Here is a 22,670-nt window from a genome sequence, read left to right as displayed (position 1 = left end):
GTGTGACTGTTGCATTAACCCGGAAAATTCATAAATTATGCACCACCTCGCTTGCCCCTTGATTCCACAAGGCATATTTCTTCAGTCGGTCGTAATCACCGATACGACACTTCTTCAGAAATTGCCTTGTGAAACAAAGAACTCGACGCCCGAAGGGGTAAGTCGAGAAAACAAGTGCCTACGCGATCCTGGCGCAACTTTATGACTTTTCCGGGTAAGGAGTCCGATCCCATATTGATGAACCATTTTACCCAACCGATCCCGCTGAGTCTGTATGTGCATTTTCCCTGGTGCATTCAAAAATGCCCTTATTGCGATTTCAATTCGCATCAGCGCCAGACCGACGATGCGGAGGCGCAAGAGCGGGAGTATCTGCAGGCGTTGATTCAGCAGCTGGACGCCACCCTTCCCCGCATATGGGGACGCCCTGTGGAAACGATTTTTTTCGGCGGTGGCACCCCCAGTCTGATGTCGGTGGAGGGGCTCAACTGGCTGATGTCGCAATTGCGCGCGCGGCTCGGGTTTGGGCCTCAGACCGAAGTGACGCTGGAGGCCAATCCCGGTGCCATGGACACCGACAAGTTCACGGGGTTTCGCGAGGCGGGCATCAACCGCCTGTCTTTGGGCGTACAGAGTTTTCAGCCCCGTTTGCTCAAGGCGCTGGGGCGCATCCACTCGGTCGAAGAGGCGGAAAACGCGTTTGCGGCCGCCAGAGAAGCCGGGTTTGACCGGATCAATCTGGACCTGATGTTTGCCCTGCCTGAGCAGACCCTGCACGAGGCCGCCGAAGACGTCAAGCGGGCACTGGCGCTGGCACCGGATCACATTTCCTATTACCAGTTGACGCTGGAACCCAATACACCGTTCTATCGTGCGCCGCCGCTTTTGCCTGACGATGACCAGGCCTGGTTGATTCAGGAGCAGGGGCACGGGCTGCTGCGGGACGCCGGGTTTGAGGCCTACGAAGTGTCTGCCTGGGCCAGACAGAATGCGCCTGTGGATCAGCGCTGTCGCCACAATCTGAACTACTGGCAGTTCGGGGATTACATCGGGCTGGGAGCTGGCGCACACGGCAAACTGACCCTGCTACAGAGTGACGGCAGCGGTGAGATTCTGCGCACTCAGATGCCGGCGTCGCCGGGCAGTTATCAGCGCGAAGTCCAGGCCGTTTCGCTCGGGCGCCAACCGGCGGCCCTGCCGGGGCGGGTGACTCGGGTGGCGGAGGATGAGCGGGTGTTTGAATTTCTGCTCAATCTATTGCGGCTGCAGTCCGGGTTTGCGCTGGGGCTGTTTGCCGAACGTACCGGATTGCCCGAGTCCAGACTCTGGCCGACGTTGCTGGACTGGCAGGAAAAGGGTTGGATGACGCTCAGCTCGCCCTTGCCGGAGCCGCTGACCCATTGCGCCCTGACCGAAACAGGGCACCGTTATCTGAACACGCTTTTGCAAACCTTACTGGACGAATGATCATGACTGAACCAACCGAAACCACCACCGAACAAGCGACCACCGATTCCAGAGCCAAACGTCATCTCAAAGGCTGGGCCAAATGGTCGCACCGCCTGATCTATGTCGGCGTATTGCTGCCGGTGGTGATCGTGCTGGGCTTTGCCGGGGCGGTGCATTTTATGGATTTCAATCAATACAAGCCCCAGCTGGAGAGTGAGTTCCAAAAACGCACCGGCTATGCGCTTTCGGTCGAGGGCGAAGTCGGGGTCAGCGTCTGGCCATTTTCCTTGAGCGTGGAAACGGTGACGGTGGCCAGTCCCGACGGGTTTGAGCAGCCGCTGGCGGAAATCGACCAGGCCGAAGTGACCTTGTCATTGTGGGCCCTGTTTGTGGAGCAGCGCCTCAAAGCCTCGGGAGTGGAGTTGATCGGCCCGCGCCTGAACCTGATTGAAAAGGCCGGAGGTCAACGCAATTATCAGCCACTGGTGGCTCGACTCGCTCCCGTTCAAGCGAGCTTGGCGTCGATGTTTCAGTCGCCTTCTTCTTCCCCTTTATGGATGACGCCGGGTAATTGGGGGGTCGGTGAGGCGAATGCGGCGACTACGGATACGGCGACCTCGGAAAGCTGGGACCTGGAAGCATTGATTGTGCGCGATGGGGTTCTGACCTGGCAGTCTCCACAGGGCAACCTGGCATTGAAGCACCTTTCATTGATGGTCTATGATCTGATGCCGGAGCGTCCCAGCGAGGTCATGCTTTCGGGGCAACTGGCGAGCAGCGGTCTGGCGTTTCAGACCCAATTGGACGCTCGGGGGCAAATGGTTCTGACAAACGGGATGCAGTCAGTGACCCTGAACGACTGGCAGGCCGACTTGCGTTTGCAACCGATCGATTCCGACGAGGTGCCACCTTTGCAGGCAACCTTCAAGCTCGCTCAGGCGCAACTGGATCGGGAAAAAGACACGTTTCATGTGAAACAGGCGGCGTTGCTCAGTGTGCTGGGACGGATGGAAGCCTCTGGCAGTGGGCCCTGGCCGTTCCAATCCGGTAAGCCGCTGGCAGGCTCTTTGTCGATGGATCGGGTCAATGTGCGCCAATGGGCGCGTCATACCGGTCTGAATCTGCCCAGGTTTCAATCCGATCAGGCCCTGACGGATGTGTCTCTGACGCTGCAGGGGCAGTGGCAGGGGGCGCAATGGTCACTGGAAGAGGTGGTCGCCAAACTGGATCAGGCCAGCCTGGAAGGCTGGATGCGGCGTGACCCGGACGGTCGGATTCGATTTGACTGGCAGGGGGCGGACTGGAATCTGGATCACTACCAGGCCTGGTTAAAACCGCGTTCGCAGGACAGCGCCGCACCGGATCAGACAACAGAAGAGAACGGAAAAGAGAGCGGGGATTCCGCGTCCGAGTCCGTTTCCGACGCGGCCCTGTCCGACGCCAAAGCGCAACCCCGGAGCGTGTTGCCAGTGGGCCTGCCGATAAAAGGCCTGCGCACCTGGCAGGTGGAGGGCGACGTGGCTTTGACCCATCTGCGCCATCAGGGCGTGAGTTACGATGAGGTTCGCGCTTCGGTGCAATCGGAATCGGGCAGATGGCACTTGCAGCCGTTTATGCTGCGTTTGTATCAAGGTCAGATCGAAACCGAGCTGACGCTGGATGTGAGCGGTGACACCCCGGCCTACAGCACTTCGGGACAGATCAGCGACGTGGCCATGCAGCCGCTGATGACCGATGCCTGGCAACAGAGCCGTTTGAGCGGCGACCTGTTTCTGCAATTTCAGTTGGCGTCAAAAGGGGTCAATCCGCAGTTATTGAAACAGAATGCGGCCGGTCGCTTTGAAGGGGAGATTCGTGACGGTGCCTATCATGGCATGGATTTGAACCGTTTGTTGTCGGGACAGTCAGCACAGCCGGGCGAGACCCGGTTTGAAAGTCTGAACTTTGCCGCACCGGTCAAGGACGGGGTGGTCGACTGGGAGACGCTGGCGGTGACTTCGGAGCGTTTCAGCGCCCAGGGTTCGGGAAACTGGGACTGGGGCCGTGGTGAACTGTCGATGCGTTTTGATCTGAATTATGATCGCCCGCCAAAGGGTCTGGCGATGCTGGAAGGCTTGAGCGTGCCGGTCACGGTGGCTGGGCCGACCGATCAGATGGTCTGGCAGGCCCCGCTGGATAAGCTGTTGCAGACCCCGGACAATCAGAAGAAGCTGCTGGACGCGGTGCGCCAATTGTTGAACTGAACTGGCGCGCCTCAACCACGTTGGGGGACGCCGCTTTAACGCAATCGACTGCGTGTCGCTCAGACGGACGTGTTGTTGCGCTGAAACACCAGATCCCAGACGCCGTGGCCCAGACTGTGGCCGCGTTTTTCGAACTTGGTCAACGGGCGGGTGTCAGGGCGGGGCGTGTATTGTCCGGCCTCCTGGGTGTTGTCAAACCAGGGGCTGTCGCTGGCCACGCTCATCATTTGCTCGGCGTAGTCTTCCCAATCGGTCGCCAGATGCAAGGTCCCGCCCGGTTGGATAAAACGGGCCAGTTGTTGCAGAAACCCAGGCTGGATCAAGCGGCGCTTGTGGTGGCGTTTTTTGTGCCAGGGATCGGGAAAAAACACATACACCCCGGCCAGACTGTTTTCCGGGATCGTACTGGCCAGCACTTCCACCGCGTCGTCATTGAACACACGCACGTTTTCCACGCCCCGTTCGCCGATGTCCTTGAGCAACGCGCCCACGCCGGGTCGATGCACCTCGATCCCGATGAAGTTGTGCTCAGGCCGGTCCTGCGCCATGGTCACCAGACTGTGGCCCATGCCGAACCCGATCTCCAGAAAGGTGGGCGCTTCGCGCCCGAACCATTCGCTCAGTGAGCCCTTTTCCGATCCGCGTTCGCAGCCGAACTGCGGCCAGTAGGTTTCCAGTGCCCGTTTCTGTCCTTTGGACAGCCGCCCCTGGCGCAGAACAAAACTTTTGATGCGATGGCTGACAGGGTTGGCGGGTTTGTCGGTTTCGGTGACCGGTTCGCGTGACATGACGGTTTCCTGTAAAGGCAAATCCCGCTATTATAGCCGATTGGTTGAAACCTGACAGGGTGCCAACTATCAGCAACGAAAAGGACCACTTGTGCATGCCGGAAAAAAACACGGAATCGAGCTTTGCTCAACGCCTCCTGGCCTGGTTTGACCGTTTTGGTCGCCATGACCTGCCGTGGCAAAGCGACAAAAGCCCTTACCGGGTCTGGGTTTCGGAAATCATGTTGCAACAGACGCAGGTCAAGACGGTCGTTGGTTATTATCAGCGTTTTATGCAGGCCTTTCCCGATGTGTGGGCGCTGGCCGAAGCCGATCAGGAAACGGTGCTGTCTTATTGGGCCGGGTTGGGTTATTACGCCCGTGGTCGCAATCTGCACAAGGCGGCCCGGCAGCTGGTACAGGAACACAACGGTCGGTTTCCGCAAACGTTGGAAGGGCTGATCGCGTTGCCGGGCATTGGTCGTTCCACCGCCAGTGCGATTCTGGCGATCAGTCACAACCAGCGTCTGCCGATTCTGGACGGCAACGTCAAACGGGTGCTGGCGCGTTTTGACGCAGTGGCCACCTGGCCTGGGGAAAAGGCGACCGAAAACGCCCTGTGGCAACGGGCCGATCAATTGATGCAGACCGATCGGCCGGGCGATTACACGCAAGCGATCATGGATCTGGGAGCGACCGTCTGTACCCGCAGCCAGCCCAGCTGTGACGCCTGCCCTTTCAGGTCCGACTGCCGTGCCTGCCTGACCGGGCAGGTGGCGACGTTGCCCAAACGCAAACCCAAAAAATCCAAGCCGACCAGACACGCCATTGTCTGGTTGTGGCGCTTGCAGGGCACGCACAAAATCTGGCTGGTGCGGCGACCTCAGCAAGGCATCTGGGGAGGACTCTGGTCGCTGCCCGAAGTTCGACTTGAGGAGACGGTGTCGTCTCAGGAGGCCCTTCAGCAGCGCCAAACCCTGATCAAAAGCAGGGTTGAATCCCTGCCAGTGGCCGCAAGCGATTTGATAGAATGGGAAACATTCCAACACACATTTTCGCATTACCACCTGATGATCACGCCGGTGGCCCTCACGCTCAACCAGGCTCCGCAGGAAGATGGGCAGTGGTTGAGCGTGGAGGAAGCGCTGGCACGGGGATTGCCCGCGCCGATCCAAAAGGTGGTTCAACGAGTCTCTTTGCAGGGCACTTGAGCCGTGATTGATCTCGTGCAAAGGACTCTAAATAACTGGAGAGCAACATGTCTAGAACCGTACAGTGCGCAAAGCTGGGAGAAGAGCTCGAAGGGCTCGATTTTCCACCGTTTCCGGGAGAGTTGGGTCAGAAAATTTACGAGCAGGTTTCCAAGGAGGCTTGGAAACAGTGGCTGAGCCATCAGACGATTTTGATCAACGAATACCGTCTGTCCAGCCTCGATCCGAAAGCGCAGGCGTTTTTGCGTGAAGAAATGCAAAAGTTCCTGTTCGGAGACGAAGAAGTCGATCTGCCGGACGCTTACCAGCCGGAATAAAGGATCGCAAAAACGATCCGGCCGGATGGTCGGATCCCATTAGTTTTTTTGTCCCTTCCATAGAAAAACGCGCTTAACTTTTCCGAATATAAGCGTAGAATCTGACTGTATCACTGACCTTTCTGAACGATTTATACGCTTATGACCCAACTCACCGACATCTTTCTGGGGCGCCAGCCCATTTTTCGGGCCGATCAGTCGCTTTACGGATTTGAACTGCTGTTTCGCTCGGCAGAAACCAGCACTCAGGCCGATTTTGCCCAGGCCGATGCGGCCTCAGCGCAAGTGATGATCAACCTGTTCGGGGAGTTGGGCGTCAAGGAAGTGGTCGGGTCGCACAAGGCGTTCATCAATCTGACCGAAGGGCTTCTGACATCGAAAAACCGGCCATTTTTCCCCAGAGATCAAGTGGTGATCGAAGTGCTGGAAGACGCGCCGGTTTCGCCGGCTTTGTTGTCGTCGCTCAAGGCCCTGCGAGATCATGGCTATCGACTGGCATTGGATGACTACATCTTCAATCCCGAACTGGCCGAACTGGAAGCCTATGCCGACATCATCAAGGTCGACATTCTGCAGGTGGGGCCCAAACAGCTGAAAACCCATGCCGCCCGTTTGAAATCTCAAGGGGTGCGGTTGCTGGCGGAAAAAGTCGAGACCCGCGAACAGTTTGAATTCTGCCAGCGTCTGGGTTTTGATTTTTATCAGGGCTATTTCTTTGCCAAACCCCAGCTGGTACAGGGCAAATCCCTGGCGGCCAACAAGCTGACACTGGTGCAACTGCTGGCTCAGGTCAATGACCCCGATGTCGCTCTGCAGGATCTGTCCCGGTTGATCAGTCAGGATGTGAGTCTCAGCCACAAGATTTTGCGGCTGGCCAGCAACACGTCGGCCGGTAAGGTCGAGTCGATTCATCAGGCGGTGCTGCAATTTGGTTTGAACCGTCTGCAAAGCTGGGTCAGCCTACTGGCGATGACGCAAATGGACGACAAGCCGCCGGAACTGATGCGCACCGCTCTGATTCGTGCCCGTTTCTGTGAAAAAATCGGTCGGCATCTACAGGATCTGCCGGCGGAAACCTTCTTCACCATTGGCCTGTTTTCGGTGCTGGATGCAATGATGGATCTGAGATTGCCGGATGTGCTCTCACAGCTCAATCTGGATGATCGGGTGATGCTGGCCCTGCTCGATTTTGAAGGGGAGGCGGGTCGGACCCTGAAAGCGGCGCTGGCGATTGAACAGGGGAACATCGATTTTGAACGCCCTGGCGATCTGACACCGGGCTGGCTCAGCCAGAGTTACCTTGAAGCCATGGCCTACGCCAATGGGGTGATGGCTCTGGCCGAGAAATGACCCTGAAATATACTAGGCCTGGTAAAAAACGGGTCGCCCTGACATGACAAACCCGGCATAAAGCCGGGCACAGTCCGTTATGTTTGTTCTCACACCCGGATGGGGTGATCAAGAACGGTCAGTGATAGGCCGGACTCAGTTCGGTGACCGCTTTGATAAAGGCACCCGCATGCTCCGGATCAATTTCGGGGTGAATGCCGTGGCCCAGATTGAACACATGGCCATTGTTTTTGCCGAATTTGCCCAGAATCGTTGCCACTTCCTCACGGATGCGTTCGGGTGAAGCATACAGGATCGATGGGTCCATATTGCCCTGCAATGCCACTTTGTCGCCAACGCGCGCGCGCGCATCGTCCAGATCGGTGGTCCAGTCCAGTCCCAGCGCATCACAGCCAGTCTCGGCCATTTTTTCCAGCCACTGACCGCCGCCTTTGGTAAACAGAATCACCGGCACTTTCTGACCGTCTTTTTCGCGGATCAGACCGTCCACGATTCTGGCCATGTACTGCAGTGAAAAGGCGTCATAGTCGCGCGGTGTCAAAACGCCGCCCCAGGTATCGAAGATCTGAACCGCCTGGGCACCGGCTTCAATCTGGGCATTCAGGTAAGCGGTGACCGAGTCGGCCAGGACGCCCAGAATGTGATGCAGCGTCTGGGGCTGATCATAGAGCATGGCTTTGATCTGAGAGAAGGTTTTGCTGGAACCGCCTTCGATCATATAGGTGGCCAATGTCCAGGGCGAACCGGAAAAGCCGATCAGGGGAACCCGACCATTCAGGGCTTTGCGAATGGTGCTGACGGCGTCCATCACATAACCCAGCTCGGAAGCCATGTCGGGCACAAACAGCTTTTTGGCCTCGGCATCGGTGCGAATCGGCTTGTCAAAAATCGGCCCTTCGCCGGGGGCGAAACGCAATTGCAGTCCCATCGCGTCTGGAATGGTCAGAATGTCGGAAAACAGAATGGCCGCATCCAGCTCGTAGCGTTCCAGTGGCTGCAGGGTGACTTCACAGGCCAGCTCTTTATTACGGCACAGGTCCATAAACGACCCGGCTACCTGGCGGGTTGCACGGTATTCCGGCAGATAGCGTCCGGCCTGGCGCATCATCCAGACAGGGGTCTGGTCCACAGGTTGTCTTTGCAGGGCACGAAGAAAGCGGTCATTTTGCAGGGCGGTCATAAAAAATCCTTTGAATGCGGAACACGAATCCGCCTATTTTAACGTTTGTACGCCAAAAGTGGGACGAATCTGGTTTGGATCAGGCTCAGTCCAGGGCGGGATTGAGTTTGTCGATGGCATAGGGGGCATGGATTTTGACAAACATGGCGCCATCGTAAAGAAAGCCGTAGCCACGTGCTTCGACCACCTGACCTTCCAACGCCTTGAGCCGGTCAAAATCAAAATGGGACCAGTCTTTCTTGCGGATGCGAAGCCCGGTGGTGTCCATGTTCAGAATGTAGTTTTTACCGCTTCGATCCACCTTGACGATCTCGCCTTTGAAAATGTGAAAGCCTTCGTTGGCGGTGGTGATTTCACTGGACGGGGCGATGGGAAAACGCAGTTCCGGGCGTTGTTCGGCCAGTTGCCACAAGCCTGCCCCGCGCTGACGGGCGGATTGCTCCGCACGGTAATAACAGCTTTGATGGGCCAGATTCGGGGTTTCGGTTTTGGCCAGAGCAAAGCCGGTTTCAAGCATGGCTTTTTGCAGGCTCACAATCTGCCCGTTCTGTCGGATAAAGACATGGGCCTCAGCCGCGCCGAATTCGTCCACCCGGCGCTGATCGTATTCGATGCCGACTTCCATGTCATGGTTGGCCAGCAGGCGGTTGAGTCGGTCCTGAGCGGCCTCGGCCAAAGGCTGGGCGTTGACGTTGAATTTCTGTTTCTTTTCCTGCTGGGGCGCATGCAGCCCGATCAGTTTGAGTGTCTTGTTGTTGACAATGATCCGGTCGCCGCTCAGGGCATAACTGGCCTGAGTCCAGCCGTCGATATTGGTGGGCGCGCAATCATCGGCCTGCAACGGTGACAGCCAAGCCAGTGACAGCAAAAAAGACAAAATGAGTTGTGGTTTCATGAGGCCATTTTAGGCGTACTGTTTCGGTGTGGCAATGTTTTCGTTGCCAAAGCCCAGAACCGGGTTTTGCGCAGGCATAAAAAAAGGCCCGAAAGGGCCTTTTTGTCGAACAGGTATCGAAAAAGCGCAGACGTTCTTTATTTGCGCAGTCCGTATTTCTGACGGAACTTTTCAACACGGCCTTCTGTATCGACCAGAGTCTGTTTGCCGGTAAAGAACGGGTGAGAGGCACTGGAAACTTCAATGCGCACCAAAGGGTACTCTTTGCCGTCCAGCTCAATGGTTTCACCGGAAGTTTTCTCCAGTGTTGAGCGTGTCAGAAAGGTTTCACCCGTCGAAATATCCTGGAAAACGACTTCGTTGTAGTCTGGATGAATGCCTGTTTTCATAGTGACGGTCCATTATATTTGGGCTGATTCCGAAACGGTTGCCAGAATTCAGCGGTTTCAAAAAAGAAAGCGAAATTATAGAAGCTTTTTGCCCAATTGCAAGGGCAAAAGTCAATTTTTTCAAATGCTTCTGGGTTCAGCGCTTCATGGCGTTGAACAGATCCTGATTGGTTTTGGTGACTTTCATTTGCTCAATCAGGGTTTCAATCGCCTCGACTTCGTTGTTCATGCCTTGCAGGAAGCGACGTAAAATCCAGATGTTCTGGTGCTCTTCCGGCGTGGTCAGCAACTCGTCTTTCCGAGTACCGGATTTTTCGATGTTGATGGCCGGGAAGATGCGTTTTTCGGCGATGCTGCGAGACAGATGCAGTTCCATGTTGCCGGTGCCTTTGAACTCTTCGAAAATGACTTCGTCCATTTTGGAACCGGTGTCCACCAGAGCGGTGGCGATGATGGTCAGTGACCCGCCTTCTTCAATGTTGCGCGCGGCCCCGAAAAAGCGCTTGGGACGGTGCAGCGCGTTGGCGTCCACCCCACCGGTCAGTATCTTGCCGGAGGCTGGGACCACGGTGTTGTAGGCACGGGCCAGACGGGTGATCGAATCGAGCAGAATGATCACGTCTTTTTTGTGCTCAACCAGACGCTTGGCTTTTTCGATCACCATTTCGGCGACCTGCACATGGCGTTGCGCTGGCTCGTCAAAGGTCGAAGAAATCACTTCCCCTTTGACGGTTCGCTGCATTTCGGTGACTTCTTCCGGACGTTCGTCAATCAGCAACACAATCAGGTAGGCGTCCGGGTGGTTTTCGGCGATGGACTGCGCAATCTGCTGCATGATCACCGTCTTCCCGGATTTTGGCGGCGCCACAATCAGGCCACGCTGCCCTTTACCAAACGGTGCGGCAATGTCGATGATCCGGGTGGTCACGTCTTCGGTGCTGCCGTTGCCGGTTTCCATTTTCAGCCGCTCATCGGCATGCAAAGGGGTCAGGTTTTCAAAGGCGATCTTTTTACGGGCGACTTCGGGCGCTTCGTAATTGATTTTCTCGACCTTCAGCAGCGCAAAATAACGTTCGCTGTCTTTGGGCGGACGGATTTTGCCCTGAATGGTGTCGCCTTTGCGCAGTCCGAAGCGACGGATCTGGCTGGGCGAGACGTACAAGTCGTCAGGCCCGGCCAGATAGGAGCCGTCGTCAGAGCGAAGAAAACCAAAGCCGTCGGGCAGGATTTCCAGCACCCCTTCGCCATAGATGTCCTCGCCGCTTTTGGCGTGGGCTTTGAGAATGGCAAAGATGATGTCTTGTTTGCGAGAGCGGGCCAGGTTATCCAGACCGGTTTCTGCGGCCAGATCAATCAGTGCCGCGGCGGACATTTTTTTTAAATCGTATAGGTTCATAGGGTTTCGGTTCGGTTGTTGGTTGTTTGTGTTCGTTTATTTTGCATGAGGAGGTAATTTGGGCGAATCGGAAAGGGTGCCAACATGGCGGGAAATTCGTTGAATGATGAAAACCGCCCCCGCAGGGGCTAGTTATGGAATGCGGTAACCTGTTACAGGTTGTCGTTCAGGAAAGTGCTCAACTGTGACTTGGACAGTGCGCCCACCTGGGTGGAATCGACTTCACCGTTTTTGAACAAAACCAGCGTCGGAATACCACGGACACCATACTTTGGGGGTGTGGCCGGGTTTTCGTCAATGTTCAGTTTGGCGATTCGGACCTTGCCGTCGTATTCGTTGGCAATTTCGTCCAGAATCGGAGCAATCATTTTGCAGGGTCCGCACCATTCTGCCCAGAAATCGACCAGCACAGGCAGGTCGGATTGCAGCACTTCGCTTTCGAAGTTGGCGTCGGATGTGGCAATAATTTTTTCGCTCATTTATAAGCTCCTTGGTGTCTTTTAGGCCTGCGGCCCGCGATGCCTGGCGATGTCATTGAATGGGATCGTCGGGAAAAGCGGACAGCCAAAGTGGGCCATTTGACTCAAACGCGGATGCATTTGATGACCGGATGTTCTTTAACATAGACCTGATTGTAAGTGTCGTACCACGGCTTGCCGTGAAAGTTTTATGACGTCACTCACGGTGGTTTGAATGGTCAGTTTCTTTCGAAACACTGGGCCGAATGCAACGCTTGGTGACGTTGTTTTCAGGCCCAGCGTATCGGGAATGACAAATCTGATTTATGTAATTTACTGACTTTAACGGGCATTTGCAAGAACTCATATTAAAATTTTTCAGGATTTTCGGGGGGGAAGCTGTGGCAAACCCCGCAGTAAACCGTGAGGGGCGGCCCGTCTTCCCGGGATTCATTGGCGGCAACCCCCCGTAATCCGGTGCCGGGTTACGCCGGTTTGTGGCTCGTTTCCGCTCCCAAAATCGGATAGGATAGGCGGTTGGCCCTTACCTAAGAGGGCTGTGTTTTCAGTGAGTTCTCGTTAAGCGACTTTATTAGCAACCTTATTAAGTAACCGGATTTTCTGCCTTTTTTATGGACGTTTCACACCTGATTGACGACTTGAACGATGCCCAGCGCGATGCGGTCACGCTGGCCCACCAGCATGCGCTGGTGCTGGCCGGGGCCGGCTCGGGCAAAACCCGGGTGCTGGTACACCGCATTGCCTGGCTGGTCGAGGTAATGGGCATCGCGCCCTACAACATTCTGGCCGTGACCTTTACCAACAAGGCCGCAGCGGAAATGCGCGGCCGGGTGGAGGCGCTGGTGGGGCAGCGTGCCGGCGGCCTGACCATGGGCACCTTTCATGGCATTGCCTACCGTCTGTTGCGGCAGCATTTTCGTGAAGCCGGGCTGCCGCAGTCGTTTCAGATTCTGGACGCCGACGACCAGAAACGGGTGATCAAACGCCTGCTCAAGGCGATGGAACTGGACGAAACTCAGTGGCCGGTACGGCAGGTGCAAAGTTTCATCAATGGCGAAAAGGAAGAGGCGCGGCGCCCCCAACACATTGATCCCGGTCACAATCCGATCATGCAGACCATGCTCAAAGTGTATGAGGCTTACGAAACCCAGTGTCAGCGGGCAGGCCTGGTGGATTTTGCCGAATTGCTGTTGCGGGCGCATGAGTTGTGGCTGAAAAACCCCGGTCTGCTCGGCCATTATCAGGCCCGTTACAGCACCATTCTGGTGGACGAGTTTCAGGACACCAACGCGCTGCAATACGCCTGGTTGCGTGTGCTGGCCGGGGCCACGGGCAAACTGTTCATTGTCGGTGATGACGATCAGTCCATTTACGGCTGGCGCGGCGCGCGGGTGGAAAACATTCGTCAGTTTGACCAGGACTTTTCCGACGTCAAAACCGTGCGTCTGGAACAGAATTACCGCTCGACCAATACCATTTTGCAGGCCGCCAATGGCCTGATTGACCACAACAGCGAGCGCATGGGCAAAAACCTCTGGAGCAGTGGCGATGAAGGCGATCCGATTCGGGTGTACGAGGCCTTTAATGACTATGATGAGGCCGAATACGTGGTGCAGCAGGTCAAAGACTGGTGCGAGCTGGGTGGCAGCCGTTCCGAGGTGGCGGTATTGTATCGCTCCAACGCCCAGTCGCGTCTGCTGGAGCAGGCCTTGTTGCAGGCGCAGATTCCGTATCGCGTCTACGGCGGCCTGCGCTTCTATGACCGTGCCGAGGTCAAGGATGTGCTCGCCTATTTGCGTTTGCTGATCAATCGCGATGACGATGCCGCGTTTGAGCGCGTCTACAATCATCCGCCGCGCGGCATTGGCAACAAAACCGCCGATCAGATTCGCGAAACCGCGCGTCTGGAACAGCAGTCGCTGTGGCAGGCCGCACAGAATCTGGTGCAGGCCGGTCTGAGCGCGCGCGCCAAAACCTCGGTACAGGGCTTTTTGAGTTTGATTGAGCAGCTTGATGACACGGTGAAAGACCGGTCTCTGACCGATCAGATGATTCAGGTGATCTCGCGCTCGGGTCTGCAGGCGCATTTTGAAAAAGACCGCTCCGAACAGGGTCAGAGCCGGGTGGAAAACCTGGACGAATTGATCAATGCGGTGTCGGAATTCACCCCCGATCAACAGGTGGACGCACTGGCCGAAGCCATGGCCGCGTCCGACAATGGCAACGGCCCGGATTCGCCCACCGCTTACGAGAGCCCTCTGGCCGAATTTCTGGCCAAAGCGGCATTGGAGGCGGGCGATCAGCAAGCCGATCGCTGGGAATCCTCGGTGCAGTTGATGACGCTGCACTCGGCCAAAGGGCTGGAATTTCCGCTGGTCTGCATCGTCGGATTGGAAGAAGGGTTGTTTCCCGGTCAGTCGGCGCAGGAAGATCCCACGCGCCTGGAGGAAGAGCGGCGTCTGGCGTATGTCGGCATCACCCGTGCGGAAAAACAGTTGGTGCTGACCCATGCCAGCCGCCGGCGTCTGTATGGGCGCGAAATTTTCCCGCAACCGTCGCGTTTTATCCATGAATTGCCGCAGGACTGTGTGCAGCAGGTGCGGATGCAGGGTCAGGCCCAGGCTTACGGGCGAGCGGTGGTGTCACCGGGCATGGGTCAGCAGAGTGGCAACCTCAATCAAACCGACTACCGGATCGGCGAAACCGTGTTTCACACCAAATTCGGCGAAGGCATGGTCACCGCGACCGAAGGCGCAGGCAGTCATGCGCGCATTCAGGTTGAGTTCAAACATGCGGGCAGCAAATGGCTGGTGGCCGCGTTTGCCAAACTGGAAAAAATGGGGTGAATGCGATGGCATTGTTCGAAGTGCAAGCGCTGACGCCGCGACCCGAACAACCTGCCTGGTCGTTTGCCATCGAGGCCGGAGAGGTGTTGGGCGTTTACGGGGCTTCGGGCGGTGGCAAGTCGGTCCTGCTGAAAAAACTGGCGGATTTGCTGGAACACGATGGTGAGGTGACCCTGAACGGAGAGGCACAAGCCGATGTCCCGGCCCGTCGATGGCGCGCTCAGGTGATGTTGTTTGCCGCCGAAACCGCCTGGTGGGAAGACACGGTGCGCGCGCATTTTAAAGAAGAGATTGACCAGGCCTGGTTAAAAACGGCTTTTTCGGCCTTGCAATTGCCCGAAGCCATGCTGGATCAGCCGGTGGCGCAGCTTTCCAGTGGCGAAAAACAGCGCCTGGCATTGATTCGAGGGTTGCAATACCAGCCGCAGGTGCTACTGCTGGACGAGGTCACGGCAAATCTGGACCCCGACACCACGCATGCGGTGGAAGACTGGGTCAGAGACTATCTGCAAGAGCGCCCGGCCTGCGCGGTCTGGGTGTCACACGACGCCGATCAGTTGAAGCGGGTCGCCACCGAGCAACGCCAGTTGTGACCGGGTTACAGGTCGTATTTGTCCAGCTCTTCGTAGAGCACTTCCATGTACATCAGCTTGGGCCCGCCGCCCATCACCACGGCCATCATCGCCGATTCCAGAATCTCGGCCTTGGCCGCACCGGCTTTGACGCAATCCTGGGTGTGGACCGCAATGCACCAGCCGCACTGAAAGGCGATGGCCAGTGACAACAAAATCAGGTGCTTGTTCTTTTCGTCGAGCGCGCCCTGCTTTTCTGCGATTTTGACGAAAGCGCCGAATTCCTTGGTTTGTGCGGGCAGGTCCTGCATCAGTCGCTGCATCAACTGGCCGGTCTGTTCAAGTCGTTCCATCATGGTTCTCCTGAGAATCGTGGTTTGTGGTTTGGTGTGTCCGTTACTTAGCCCGGAAATTTACCTTCGGTTTCTTCGATTCATAAATTTGCGCCAAGATCGCGCAGGAGCTTGTTTTCACAAGGAAATTTCTCGACTTACCCCTTCGGGCGTCGAGTTCTTCGTTTCTGAAGAAGTGTCGTATCTATGATTACGACCGACTGAAGAAATATTTCTTGTGGAATCAAGGGGCAAGCGAGATGGTGCATAATTTTATGAATTTTCTGGGTTAGCTTATAATGCCTCTTTGACAGAAATATGACGTTCACACGACACGCCTATGACGAATCCCGACTCTGAAAAACGGTCTTTATTGCCCTTGCCTGCGTTGGCGGGGTCTGTCCCGGATAGACCGGGAGTCGGTGCGTCTTCCAACTATTATGGCGCTGCGGCAGATTTTCTGTCGGAAATGGATCGGGTTTTTATTGCGCCAAATCAATTTATCGAGCGTTTGCAACGGTTAGAGGCCGGGCAACATTTTTGGGTGGCCCAGGTCGGGTTTGGCGCTGGCCTGACGTTTTTGCAGGTGTGCGCGTTGTGGCAGACCCTTGTGGTACCGCGATTTGCACGCAAGGATCTGCCGCAACTGCGTTATCTCTCGTTTGAACCACGCCCGCTGACCCACTCCCAACTAAAAAAAGCCCATCAATCTCTTGTGAATTCACGGGTCGATTCCCCAGTCAATCCACCTCTCAATGTCGAGTGGACGGACTGGATGGCACGCCTGCAAGCCGATTATCCGCTGCGTCTTCCTGGCTGGCACCAATGTGACTGGGCCGATCTGGGGGTGTCCCTGCAGGTGTTCTGGGGCGAGGTGCTGGCCGGACTCAGGGAGCTGGAAACGCCGATGAACGTCTGGTTGCTGGATGGTCTGGCACCGGCGGGTCATTCAACCGAAACGGGCGCAGAAACGGGTTCAGAAACGCACGGTTCTGCGTTGTTTCAACCGGCCTTGTTTCAGACCATGGCCCGGTTGAGTCATGCCGGGTCCACTTTTTCCGTCTGCCCAGCAACGGGCGAGATGGATCCGGTGTTGGCGCAGGCCGGGTTTGCGGTGCGGACGCAGGCGGGGCTGGACGACCGGCACCAGATGCGTTGCGGTAAGATGCGCCACCCCCGTGCCGAGGCCTGTCTGACGCCCTGGTTTGCCCCGGCACCGGTGGTGAAGCAGCGGCAGAGCGGATTGAGCGCTTTGGTTGTGGGCGGCGGACTGGCGGGCGCGACCACCGCTCGGGCTTTGGCCGAAGCGGGGCTGGAGGTTACGGTGCTGGAGGCGCAGGAAGCGCCCGCGCAAGCGGCGTCGGGCAATCTGGGCGGCACCCTGCACCCGCTGGTGACGGCCGACTGGAATCGGCGCAGCCAGTTTTACACGCTGGGGCTGGCGGCCACGCATCGCTGGTTGCAACCCTGGCTGGCTGACCCGGTTACCGGGGTGCAGGGCGAACTGGCGGGCAGTGTGCAGCTGGCTGTGTCCGATGCCTTGTCGGCGCGGTTTGACAAGGCCTTGAGCGCGGTGCCATTGCCCGAAGCGCTGGCAAAACCGCTGGACACGAAGCAGGCCTCAGCGCAACTGGGCACGCAAACTGGGGTCGCGGGGATGTGGTTCCCGCAGGGCGGCTGGGTGTCACCGCCAACGGTGGTGCAACACTGCCTGACGCATCCCAATATTCGAGTGGTGTGCAACGCCCCGGTATCGGACTGGGGCAAAAATGACCAGGCCTGGTGGGTCGAAACCGCTCAGGGGCGTTTTGTCGCAGACCATGTGATTTTGGCCACAGGCGCTCTGGAAAAGACCGGTCATGCACGTCTGCGCCTGCCGATTCGCCCCGCCAAAGGTCAGGTCACGCACTTGCCTGCGTCGGCGGTGTCGGGCGTATTGTCCGCGCCGGTGAATCACAAAGGCTACAGCATTCAGGCAAGCTGGCCGCAGGCACCGGACGTGGCCGCCGTATGCGGGGCCACTTTTGAGGGCGATGACCCGGGTCAGGCGCTGACCGCAGTGGCCCATCAAAAGAACCTGGAAGCGGTGACGTCGGCATTGCCGCATTGGCTGACCGCCTCATGTGTCGGGAACCAGCCAGAACCGGCACATCTGTCCGGACGCCTGGCTTACCGCCCGACCACGCCCGATCATTTGCCGGTGGTGGGGCCTGTGCCTGACTGGGAGGTGTTTGATCGTACCTATGCGACTCAGGCACCGGGCCAGCGGCCGCGTCAGTACCCGGACATGCCTTATCAGGCCGGGCTTTGGGTCAATAATGGCCACGGTTCCAGAGGGTTGATGTCGGTGTTTCTGGCCGCCGACCTGTTGGCCGCACAGATCACTCAGCGTCCCTGGCCAATGCCCACGCCGGTGGCCCACTGGCTGCACCCGGCCCGTTTTGCCATCCGCGCCTGGCAGAAAGGGCAGGGTAGCTTCAAAGGCCGGACAAAATACAGTATTATGCCCGATGAGTAAGACTGGATTCAGTGATGGGGTTTTTGGGTGTTCGAAGAGGCATAGTGCAAAAGGAATGACGTGAAAAAAGTTTTATTTTTTATTGGGTTGGCTCTGTTTGTGGCGCTGGCCATTATGTTCGACTGGCTGGATGCGCGTCATTGGGCAGAAGAGGGTGTCAGTGCGCTGGATGCGGTGATTGACTCCTTGTCCATGACGGGAGATTCGGTACAGGAAACCGTTGAAACTTACCAGCAAGCCAAGGATAACGTTCCTTAAAAGCAGGTTGAATAACTCAAAGGAGAGCTTTGCCATGTGCAGTCAGGCCAAATCGTCGTTACCCACCATTGGGCTGTTAATCATTGGCGACGAAGTGCTGTCCGGCAAACGTCAGGACAAGCACCTGGCACAGGCCAATGCGCTGTTGCGGCCCAAAGGCTTTGCCCTGAGCTGGGTGCGGATACTGGGCGACGAACCTCAGCGTCTGACGGCCACTCTGAAAGAGACGTTTGCCAGTGGCGACCTGGTGTTCAGTTTTGGCGGCATTGGGGCCACGCCGGACGACCGGACCCGTCAATGTGCGGCCGAAGCCCTGGGGCGGCCGATTGAGCGTCATCCGCAAGCGGTGGCCGAAATCGAAGCCCAGTTCGGCAACGAGGCCTACCCCAACCGGGTCAAAATGGCCGAGTACCCTCAGGGCGCGTCCATCATTCCCAATCCGTATAACCGGGTGCCGGGTTTCAGTGTCGCCGATCACCATTTTATGCCCGGTTTTCCGATGATGGCCAAAGGCATGATGCAGTGGGTGCTGGAAACCTATTATCGCGATCATCAGTCCACTCCCACGGTGGAACGCAGTCTGCGTCTGGTCAATGGCCATGAATCGGAATGGATTGATTTCATGCAGGCGTTTGAAGCGCGTTTTCCGGACCTGCGCCTGTTCAGCCTGCCCAGCATTCGACCGGATGGAAAACGTCACATCGAACTGGGCGTGGAAGGCCAGCCAGCGTTGGCCGAGCAGGGGTTTCAGGCGATTGTGCAGGAAGTCCAGCGCCGTCAGGCCCCCTACGAACTGTCTGATGATGCCGTCCCGGTATGACACCCCACGCTGAAAAAAGCCCGCTGGATCGCATGGAAGACAAGATGACTGAAAACGTAGACGAAAGGGTGGACGTGATTGTGATCGGTGCCGGGGCGGCCGGGTTGATGTGTGCGGCCACGGCCGGGTTTCGGGGGCGAAAGGTGCTGGTACTGGACCACGCCCCCAAAGCCGCAGCCAAAATTCGCATTTCCGGCGGTGGTCAATGCAACTTTACCAACCGCAAGGTGACCCCGGAAGATTACATTTGCGCCAACCCGCATTTTGTCAAAAGCGCGCTGGCCCGTTTTACCCCGGAAGATTTTCTGGCGTTGGTCGAACTTCACGGCATTGAGTACGAAGAACGCGATCAGGGCAAATTGTTCTGTGCCCAGCGGGCGGGCGATCTGATTCACATGCTGCAGACCCAGGCCAAATGGGCGGGCGCGGAAGTCCGGGTCAAAACACCGGTTCAGAGCGTGATTGCGCCGACCCAGAATGCACCAGGCCTGGTCAAAACCGACTCGACCAACATTGCCTGCGAAACGCTGGTGGTGGCCACAGGCGGCAAAGCCTATCCCAAATTGAAAGCCACCGACTGGGGGCTGCGTTTTGCCGAGCAGCTGGGATTGAGCGTGCGCCCGACCCGTCCGGGATTGGTGCCTTTGCATCTGGACGGAGCGGCGCTGGCATTCTGTCAGTCGCTGGCAGGGAACAGTTTGCCGGTGACGCTTCAAACCGCCGACCGACAGGTCCGTGACCAGTTGCTGTTTACCCATCAGGGCCTCAGTGGCCCGGCGGTGTTGCAACTGTCCAACTACTGGCAACCGGGTCAGGCCATACGAATTGACTGGTTGCCGGACCAGGACGCACTGGAAGCCTTGAAAGCCTTGCGCGATGAAAACGGACGTCTGGATCGCTGGTTGCAAACTTTCTGGCCCAAAAAAATGGTGCAGGCCTGGTTGAAATGGCACCCGGATGCCCCCATCAACCTTGGAGACGCTGGCAACGAATCCCTGGAAGCCATTGCCCGCGAGCTTCATTCGGCCAGCTGGTATCCGGTGGACGATGGCGGTTATGACAAAGCCGAAGTGATGCTGGGCGGTGTGGACACCGACGCCATTTCTTCCAAAACTCTGGCGGTCAAAACCTGGCCCAAAGTGCACTTCATCGGCGAAGTGCTGGATGTGACCGGTCGTTTGGGCGGATACAATTTTCAATGGGCCTGGGCCTCGGGCCATGCCGCCGGTTCCGTGGCCTGAAGATGACGGATTCCCTGCACAAACGCCAGGGATACCATGACAAGGAAGATTATGAATTTACTGGATTTGCCCGAAGCGCAGCGGGAACATTTTTCCAAGTCGGTGCAGATGCTGGTGCAGAAACACCGCATTGACCCCAATGAAATTTTTATGAACGCGCTGGAAAGCCAGGAAGCGCCGGAAATGAATTACTGGATGATCAAAGTGCTGATCCAGGAGCATTTTGTGTCGCCGCAGCAATCCGTGGGTGAAGACGCCGAAGGCGAAACGGTCAAACCCTTGCAGGCGGCGGCCTTGTTGAAAAATGTGGGTGCGGTGGCCGCCCTACTGGAAGCCAATGCCTTTCAGGGCAGCGTGACCGACAAAGAGTTTCTGCTGACGGCGCGCATTGCCAGCAAACAGGAAGATCAGGCCGTGCTGGGGGTGCTGATGAAATACGCTCAGGCCGTCGGTCATCTGGAGACCCTGATGCGCGAACTCGAAGGGGCACCGGTGCACTGACGCTTTTTTGCCAGGGTGCTTTCTTTTTTGAAACACCCGTATTAACCCGAATATTTCACAAATTTGCACCGACCTTGCTTGCTCCTTGATTCCACAAGAAATATTTTCTCAGTCGGTCGTAATCACGGATACGACGCTTCTTCGAAACGAAGAACTCGACGCCCGAAGGGGTAAGTCGAGAAAATTTCCTTGTGAAACCAAGGCACTGCGCAATCTCAGCACAAATTCATGAAACATTCGGGTATGATTGAACTTGGGTTTTATTACGAATTTTAAAATTGAGGGTAACTCGATGATGAAGAAGACCATCCTTTCCGCACTGGCCGTTTCGGCGGTGTCCGCTGTGTCCATGACCGCCGCTCAGGCGTTTGAAGACATTCCTCATTATGACAACCGCGCTTATGTCTGGGACTCCTATGGCAAGGTGGTGCGTGATCGCTGGGGCAATTGCGTGCGCACCATTCACTGGACCGAAGATTCCCTGCCTTGCGGGACCGATCCTGATGCGGTAGCGGAGCCAGCGCCTGCGAAACCTGCGCCCGCACCCAAGCCTGCATCGCCGGTCACGGTGGTGGAACCTCAGCCTGAGCCGGAACAAGCCAAAGCCCCGGCCGAGTTGAATAAGCCCGAAGCCTTCCGTGGTTTTTTTGATACCAACAAAGCCGCTTTGCGTGCTTTGGCAAAAGACAAGCTCGACATCTATGCCGATTACATGAAGCGCGAGTCGGAGATGAAGGTGCGCGTGGTCGGACACACCGACAGTCGTGGCGCACAGGCCTACAACCAGGATCTGTCCCAGCGTCGTGCTGACTCGGTCAAAGCCTATCTGATCGATCAGGGCATTGACGCCGACCGAATCATGACCGACGGTCAGGGCGAATCCAACCCGATCGCGAGCAATGACACCGCTGACGGGCGACAACAGAACCGTCGAGTGGAACTGACCATCGTCGAATAATCAACAGGGCGCTTCGGCGCCTTTTTATGTCACCGAGCAATAGCTTTTAGCTATTATCTTTATTAAAACAATTGATTTTACTTATTTATCACAGTCGGTATGATAAACCCATCTTTTAAAGCGGCCTGGCCGCAGAATTGATAAACCAACGATAAGGAGTTGAGTATGTCTGATTTGAAAAACATGGAAGGTCAAAAAGTTCCGAGTGTTGTCTGGCCAACGCGTCAGAACAACGAATGGGTCAACGTCAACAGCGATGACATTTTCAAAGGCCGCACCGTGGTGGTCTTCTCTTTGCCGGGTGCCTTCACGCCGACCTGTTCTTCCACCCACTTGCCACGTTACAACGAATTGGCACCGGTGTTTTTTGAAAACGGTGTCGACGAAATCGTTTGTATGTCCGTGAACGACACCTTTGTCATGAACGAATGGGCCAAGGATCAGGAAGCGGACAAAGTGACGTTGATCCCGGATGGCAACGGTGAGTTCACCGAAGGCATGGGCATGCTGGTGAACAAGAACGACCTGGGCTTTGGCAAGCGTTCCTGGCGTTATTCCATGCTGGTCAAAGACGGCGTGGTTGACAAGATGTTCATCGAACCCAACAAGCCGGGCGACCCGTTTGAAGTGTCCGACGCCGACACCATGCTGAACTACATCAACCCGAATGCGAAGCCGATTGACACCGCGACCGTCTTCACCAAACCGGGTTGTCCTTTCTGTGCCAAAGCCAAAGCGGCGCTGGAAGATGCGGGCATCAACTATGAAGAAATCACCATTGCCAATGCCGGTGTGACCCTGCGCACTTTGCGTGCCGTGGCCGATGCCGATACGGTGCCACAGGTCTTTATTGGCGGCAAGAAAATCGGTGGCTCGGAAGAGCTGGACAAGTATCTGGCTTCCTGAGGGCTGCTGTGAATTCAATCACTGATTGAACGATCTGAAAAA

The 22,670-nt window shown here is 56.7% G+C and carries 21 protein-coding genes; 14 read left to right on the top strand and 7 right to left on the bottom strand.

Annotated features, from left to right (window positions below; all coding sequences use genetic code 11):
• Positions 1 to 201 precede the first annotated feature (201 nt).
• The gene (hemW, locus tag A377_RS0104585; protein WP_019895001.1) at positions 202 to 1,467 is read left to right on the top strand and encodes a radical SAM family heme chaperone HemW; all 1,266 of its coding nucleotides are present in this window, start codon (positions 202 to 204) and stop codon (positions 1,465 to 1,467) included.
• 2 nt (positions 1,468 to 1,469) lie between these two features.
• Positions 1,470 to 3,692, top strand: coding sequence for an AsmA family protein (locus A377_RS0104580; protein ID WP_157760734.1), 2,223 nt, complete (start codon positions 1,470 to 1,472; stop codon positions 3,690 to 3,692).
• 59 nt (positions 3,693 to 3,751) lie between these two features.
• Here the strand turns inward: A377_RS0104580 and trmB are convergent, their stop codons facing one another.
• Positions 3,752 to 4,480 (bottom strand): tRNA (guanosine(46)-N7)-methyltransferase TrmB, encoded by a 729-nt coding sequence (gene trmB / locus A377_RS0104575; protein WP_033423009.1) that lies wholly within the window; start codon positions 4,478 to 4,480, stop codon positions 3,752 to 3,754.
• A gap of 95 nt (positions 4,481 to 4,575) precedes the next feature.
• Here trmB and mutY point away from each other — a divergent pair, with 95 nt between their 5' ends.
• The 3 genes from mutY (at position 4,576) to A377_RS0104560 (ending at position 7,337) form a co-directional block, all read left to right on the top strand.
• Entirely contained in the window at positions 4,576 to 5,670 is a 1,095-nt protein-coding gene (gene mutY / locus A377_RS0104570; RefSeq protein ID WP_019894996.1) for an A/G-specific adenine glycosylase, read from the top strand.
• 47 nt (positions 5,671 to 5,717) lie between these two features.
• Positions 5,718 to 5,987 carry an oxidative damage protection protein gene (locus A377_RS0104565; RefSeq protein ID WP_028485267.1) on the top strand — a complete coding sequence of 90 codons (270 nt, stop codon included), beginning with the start codon at positions 5,718 to 5,720 and terminating at the stop codon, positions 5,985 to 5,987.
• A 141-nt stretch (positions 5,988 to 6,128) separates the two neighbouring features.
• Positions 6,129 to 7,337: an EAL and HDOD domain-containing protein gene (locus A377_RS0104560; RefSeq protein WP_019894994.1), complete on the top strand. Its 1,209-nt coding sequence runs from the start codon at positions 6,129 to 6,131 to the stop codon at positions 7,335 to 7,337.
• Between the two features lie 118 nt (positions 7,338 to 7,455).
• Here the strand turns inward: A377_RS0104560 and hemE are convergent, their stop codons facing one another.
• From hemE to trxA, 5 genes are all read right to left on the bottom strand, one after another.
• Entirely contained in the window at positions 7,456 to 8,517 is a 1,062-nt protein-coding gene (gene hemE / locus A377_RS0104555) for a uroporphyrinogen decarboxylase (protein ID WP_019894993.1), read from the bottom strand.
• A gap of 85 nt (positions 8,518 to 8,602) precedes the next feature.
• A complete protein-coding gene (locus A377_RS0104550; protein WP_019894992.1) occupies positions 8,603 to 9,412 on the bottom strand; it encodes a thermonuclease family protein in 810 nt (269 codons plus the stop codon).
• Between the two features lie 137 nt (positions 9,413 to 9,549).
• Entirely contained in the window at positions 9,550 to 9,801 is a 252-nt protein-coding gene (locus A377_RS0104545; RefSeq protein WP_019894991.1) for a type B 50S ribosomal protein L31, read from the bottom strand.
• A 136-nt stretch (positions 9,802 to 9,937) separates the two neighbouring features.
• Positions 9,938 to 11,197: a transcription termination factor Rho gene (gene rho / locus A377_RS0104540; protein ID WP_019894990.1), complete on the bottom strand. Its 1,260-nt coding sequence runs from the start codon at positions 11,195 to 11,197 to the stop codon at positions 9,938 to 9,940.
• Between the two features lie 152 nt (positions 11,198 to 11,349).
• On the bottom strand, positions 11,350 to 11,676 hold the full coding sequence (gene trxA / locus A377_RS0104535; RefSeq protein WP_019894989.1) for a thioredoxin TrxA: 327 nt from the start codon (positions 11,674 to 11,676) through the stop codon (positions 11,350 to 11,352).
• A 611-nt stretch (positions 11,677 to 12,287) separates the two neighbouring features.
• On the opposite strand from trxA, the gene uvrD reads away from it, so the two are divergent.
• Positions 12,288 to 14,522: a DNA helicase II gene (uvrD, locus tag A377_RS0104530; protein WP_019894988.1), complete on the top strand. Its 2,235-nt coding sequence runs from the start codon at positions 12,288 to 12,290 to the stop codon at positions 14,520 to 14,522.
• Between the two features lie 5 nt (positions 14,523 to 14,527).
• On the top strand, positions 14,528 to 15,115 hold the full coding sequence (locus tag A377_RS0104525) for an ABC transporter ATP-binding protein (RefSeq protein WP_019894987.1): 588 nt from the start codon (positions 14,528 to 14,530) through the stop codon (positions 15,113 to 15,115).
• A gap of 5 nt (positions 15,116 to 15,120) precedes the next feature.
• On the opposite strand, the gene A377_RS0104520 is transcribed toward A377_RS0104525, so the two are convergent.
• Positions 15,121 to 15,450, bottom strand: a complete 330-nt coding sequence (locus A377_RS0104520) for a carboxymuconolactone decarboxylase family protein (RefSeq protein ID WP_019894986.1) — start codon at positions 15,448 to 15,450, stop codon at positions 15,121 to 15,123.
• 316 nt (positions 15,451 to 15,766) lie between these two features.
• Between A377_RS0104520 and mnmC the strand changes: the two genes are divergently transcribed.
• The 7 genes from mnmC to A377_RS0104485 all read left to right on the top strand — a co-directional run bounded on the left by mnmC (position 15,767) and on the right by A377_RS0104485 (position 22,628).
• On the top strand, positions 15,767 to 17,944 hold the full coding sequence (gene mnmC / locus A377_RS11855) for an FAD-dependent 5-carboxymethylaminomethyl-2-thiouridine(34) oxidoreductase MnmC (RefSeq protein ID WP_083919097.1): 2,178 nt from the start codon (positions 15,767 to 15,769) through the stop codon (positions 17,942 to 17,944).
• A 60-nt stretch (positions 17,945 to 18,004) separates the two neighbouring features.
• The gene (locus tag A377_RS0104510; RefSeq protein WP_019894984.1) at positions 18,005 to 18,202 is read left to right on the top strand and encodes a hypothetical protein; all 198 of its coding nucleotides are present in this window, start codon (positions 18,005 to 18,007) and stop codon (positions 18,200 to 18,202) included.
• A gap of 34 nt (positions 18,203 to 18,236) precedes the next feature.
• Entirely contained in the window at positions 18,237 to 19,022 is a 786-nt protein-coding gene (locus A377_RS0104505; protein WP_019894983.1) for a competence/damage-inducible protein A, read from the top strand.
• 44 nt (positions 19,023 to 19,066) lie between these two features.
• Positions 19,067 to 20,263 carry a BaiN/RdsA family NAD(P)/FAD-dependent oxidoreductase gene (locus A377_RS0104500; RefSeq protein WP_033423007.1) on the top strand — a complete coding sequence of 399 codons (1,197 nt, stop codon included), beginning with the start codon at positions 19,067 to 19,069 and terminating at the stop codon, positions 20,261 to 20,263.
• Between the two features lie 51 nt (positions 20,264 to 20,314).
• Positions 20,315 to 20,764 (top strand): hypothetical protein, encoded by a 450-nt coding sequence (locus tag A377_RS0104495; protein WP_019894981.1) that lies wholly within the window; start codon positions 20,315 to 20,317, stop codon positions 20,762 to 20,764.
• A gap of 292 nt (positions 20,765 to 21,056) precedes the next feature.
• On the top strand, positions 21,057 to 21,722 hold the full coding sequence (locus tag A377_RS0104490) for an OmpA family protein (protein ID WP_019894980.1): 666 nt from the start codon (positions 21,057 to 21,059) through the stop codon (positions 21,720 to 21,722).
• A 165-nt stretch (positions 21,723 to 21,887) separates the two neighbouring features.
• On the top strand, positions 21,888 to 22,628 hold the full coding sequence (locus tag A377_RS0104485; RefSeq protein ID WP_019894979.1) for a glutathione peroxidase: 741 nt from the start codon (positions 21,888 to 21,890) through the stop codon (positions 22,626 to 22,628).
• Positions 22,629 to 22,670: the final 42 nt, after the last annotated feature.

Source organism: Hydrogenovibrio halophilus DSM 15072 (genome assembly GCF_000384235.1).
Lineage (GTDB): Bacteria > Pseudomonadota > Gammaproteobacteria > Thiomicrospirales > Thiomicrospiraceae > Hydrogenovibrio > Hydrogenovibrio halophilus.
This window is presented reverse-complemented; position numbering and strand designations above follow the sequence as displayed.

Bases quoted from the DNA above. Each gene is read 5' to 3' on its own strand.
- hemW (WP_019895001.1), top strand. From the start codon at position 202: ATGACTTTTCCGGGTAAGGAGTCCGATCCCATATTGATGAACCATTTT.
- A377_RS0104580 (WP_157760734.1), top strand. From the start codon at position 1,470: ATGACTGAACCAACCGAAACCACCACCGAACAAGCGACCACCGATTCC.
- trmB (WP_033423009.1), bottom strand. From the start codon at position 4,480: ATGTCACGCGAACCGGTCACCGAAACCGACAAACCCGCCAACCCTGTC.
- mutY (WP_019894996.1), top strand. From the start codon at position 4,576: ATGCCGGAAAAAAACACGGAATCGAGCTTTGCTCAACGCCTCCTGGCC.
- A377_RS0104565 (WP_028485267.1), top strand. From the start codon at position 5,718: ATGTCTAGAACCGTACAGTGCGCAAAGCTGGGAGAAGAGCTCGAAGGG.
- A377_RS0104560 (WP_019894994.1), top strand. From the start codon at position 6,129: ATGACCCAACTCACCGACATCTTTCTGGGGCGCCAGCCCATTTTTCGG.
- hemE (WP_019894993.1), bottom strand. From the start codon at position 8,517: ATGACCGCCCTGCAAAATGACCGCTTTCTTCGTGCCCTGCAAAGACAA.
- A377_RS0104550 (WP_019894992.1), bottom strand. From the start codon at position 9,412: ATGAAACCACAACTCATTTTGTCTTTTTTGCTGTCACTGGCTTGGCTG.
- A377_RS0104545 (WP_019894991.1), bottom strand. From the start codon at position 9,801: ATGAAAACAGGCATTCATCCAGACTACAACGAAGTCGTTTTCCAGGAT.
- rho (WP_019894990.1), bottom strand. From the start codon at position 11,197: ATGAACCTATACGATTTAAAAAAAATGTCCGCCGCGGCACTGATTGAT.
- trxA (WP_019894989.1), bottom strand. From the start codon at position 11,676: ATGAGCGAAAAAATTATTGCCACATCCGACGCCAACTTCGAAAGCGAA.
- uvrD (WP_019894988.1), top strand. From the start codon at position 12,288: ATGGACGTTTCACACCTGATTGACGACTTGAACGATGCCCAGCGCGAT.
- A377_RS0104525 (WP_019894987.1), top strand. From the start codon at position 14,528: ATGGCATTGTTCGAAGTGCAAGCGCTGACGCCGCGACCCGAACAACCT.
- A377_RS0104520 (WP_019894986.1), bottom strand. From the start codon at position 15,450: ATGATGGAACGACTTGAACAGACCGGCCAGTTGATGCAGCGACTGATG.
- mnmC (WP_083919097.1), top strand. From the start codon at position 15,767: ATGACGAATCCCGACTCTGAAAAACGGTCTTTATTGCCCTTGCCTGCG.
- A377_RS0104505 (WP_019894983.1), top strand. From the start codon at position 18,237: ATGTGCAGTCAGGCCAAATCGTCGTTACCCACCATTGGGCTGTTAATC.
- A377_RS0104500 (WP_033423007.1), top strand. From the start codon at position 19,067: ATGACTGAAAACGTAGACGAAAGGGTGGACGTGATTGTGATCGGTGCC.
- A377_RS0104495 (WP_019894981.1), top strand. From the start codon at position 20,315: ATGAATTTACTGGATTTGCCCGAAGCGCAGCGGGAACATTTTTCCAAG.
- A377_RS0104490 (WP_019894980.1), top strand. From the start codon at position 21,057: ATGATGAAGAAGACCATCCTTTCCGCACTGGCCGTTTCGGCGGTGTCC.
- A377_RS0104485 (WP_019894979.1), top strand. From the start codon at position 21,888: ATGTCTGATTTGAAAAACATGGAAGGTCAAAAAGTTCCGAGTGTTGTC.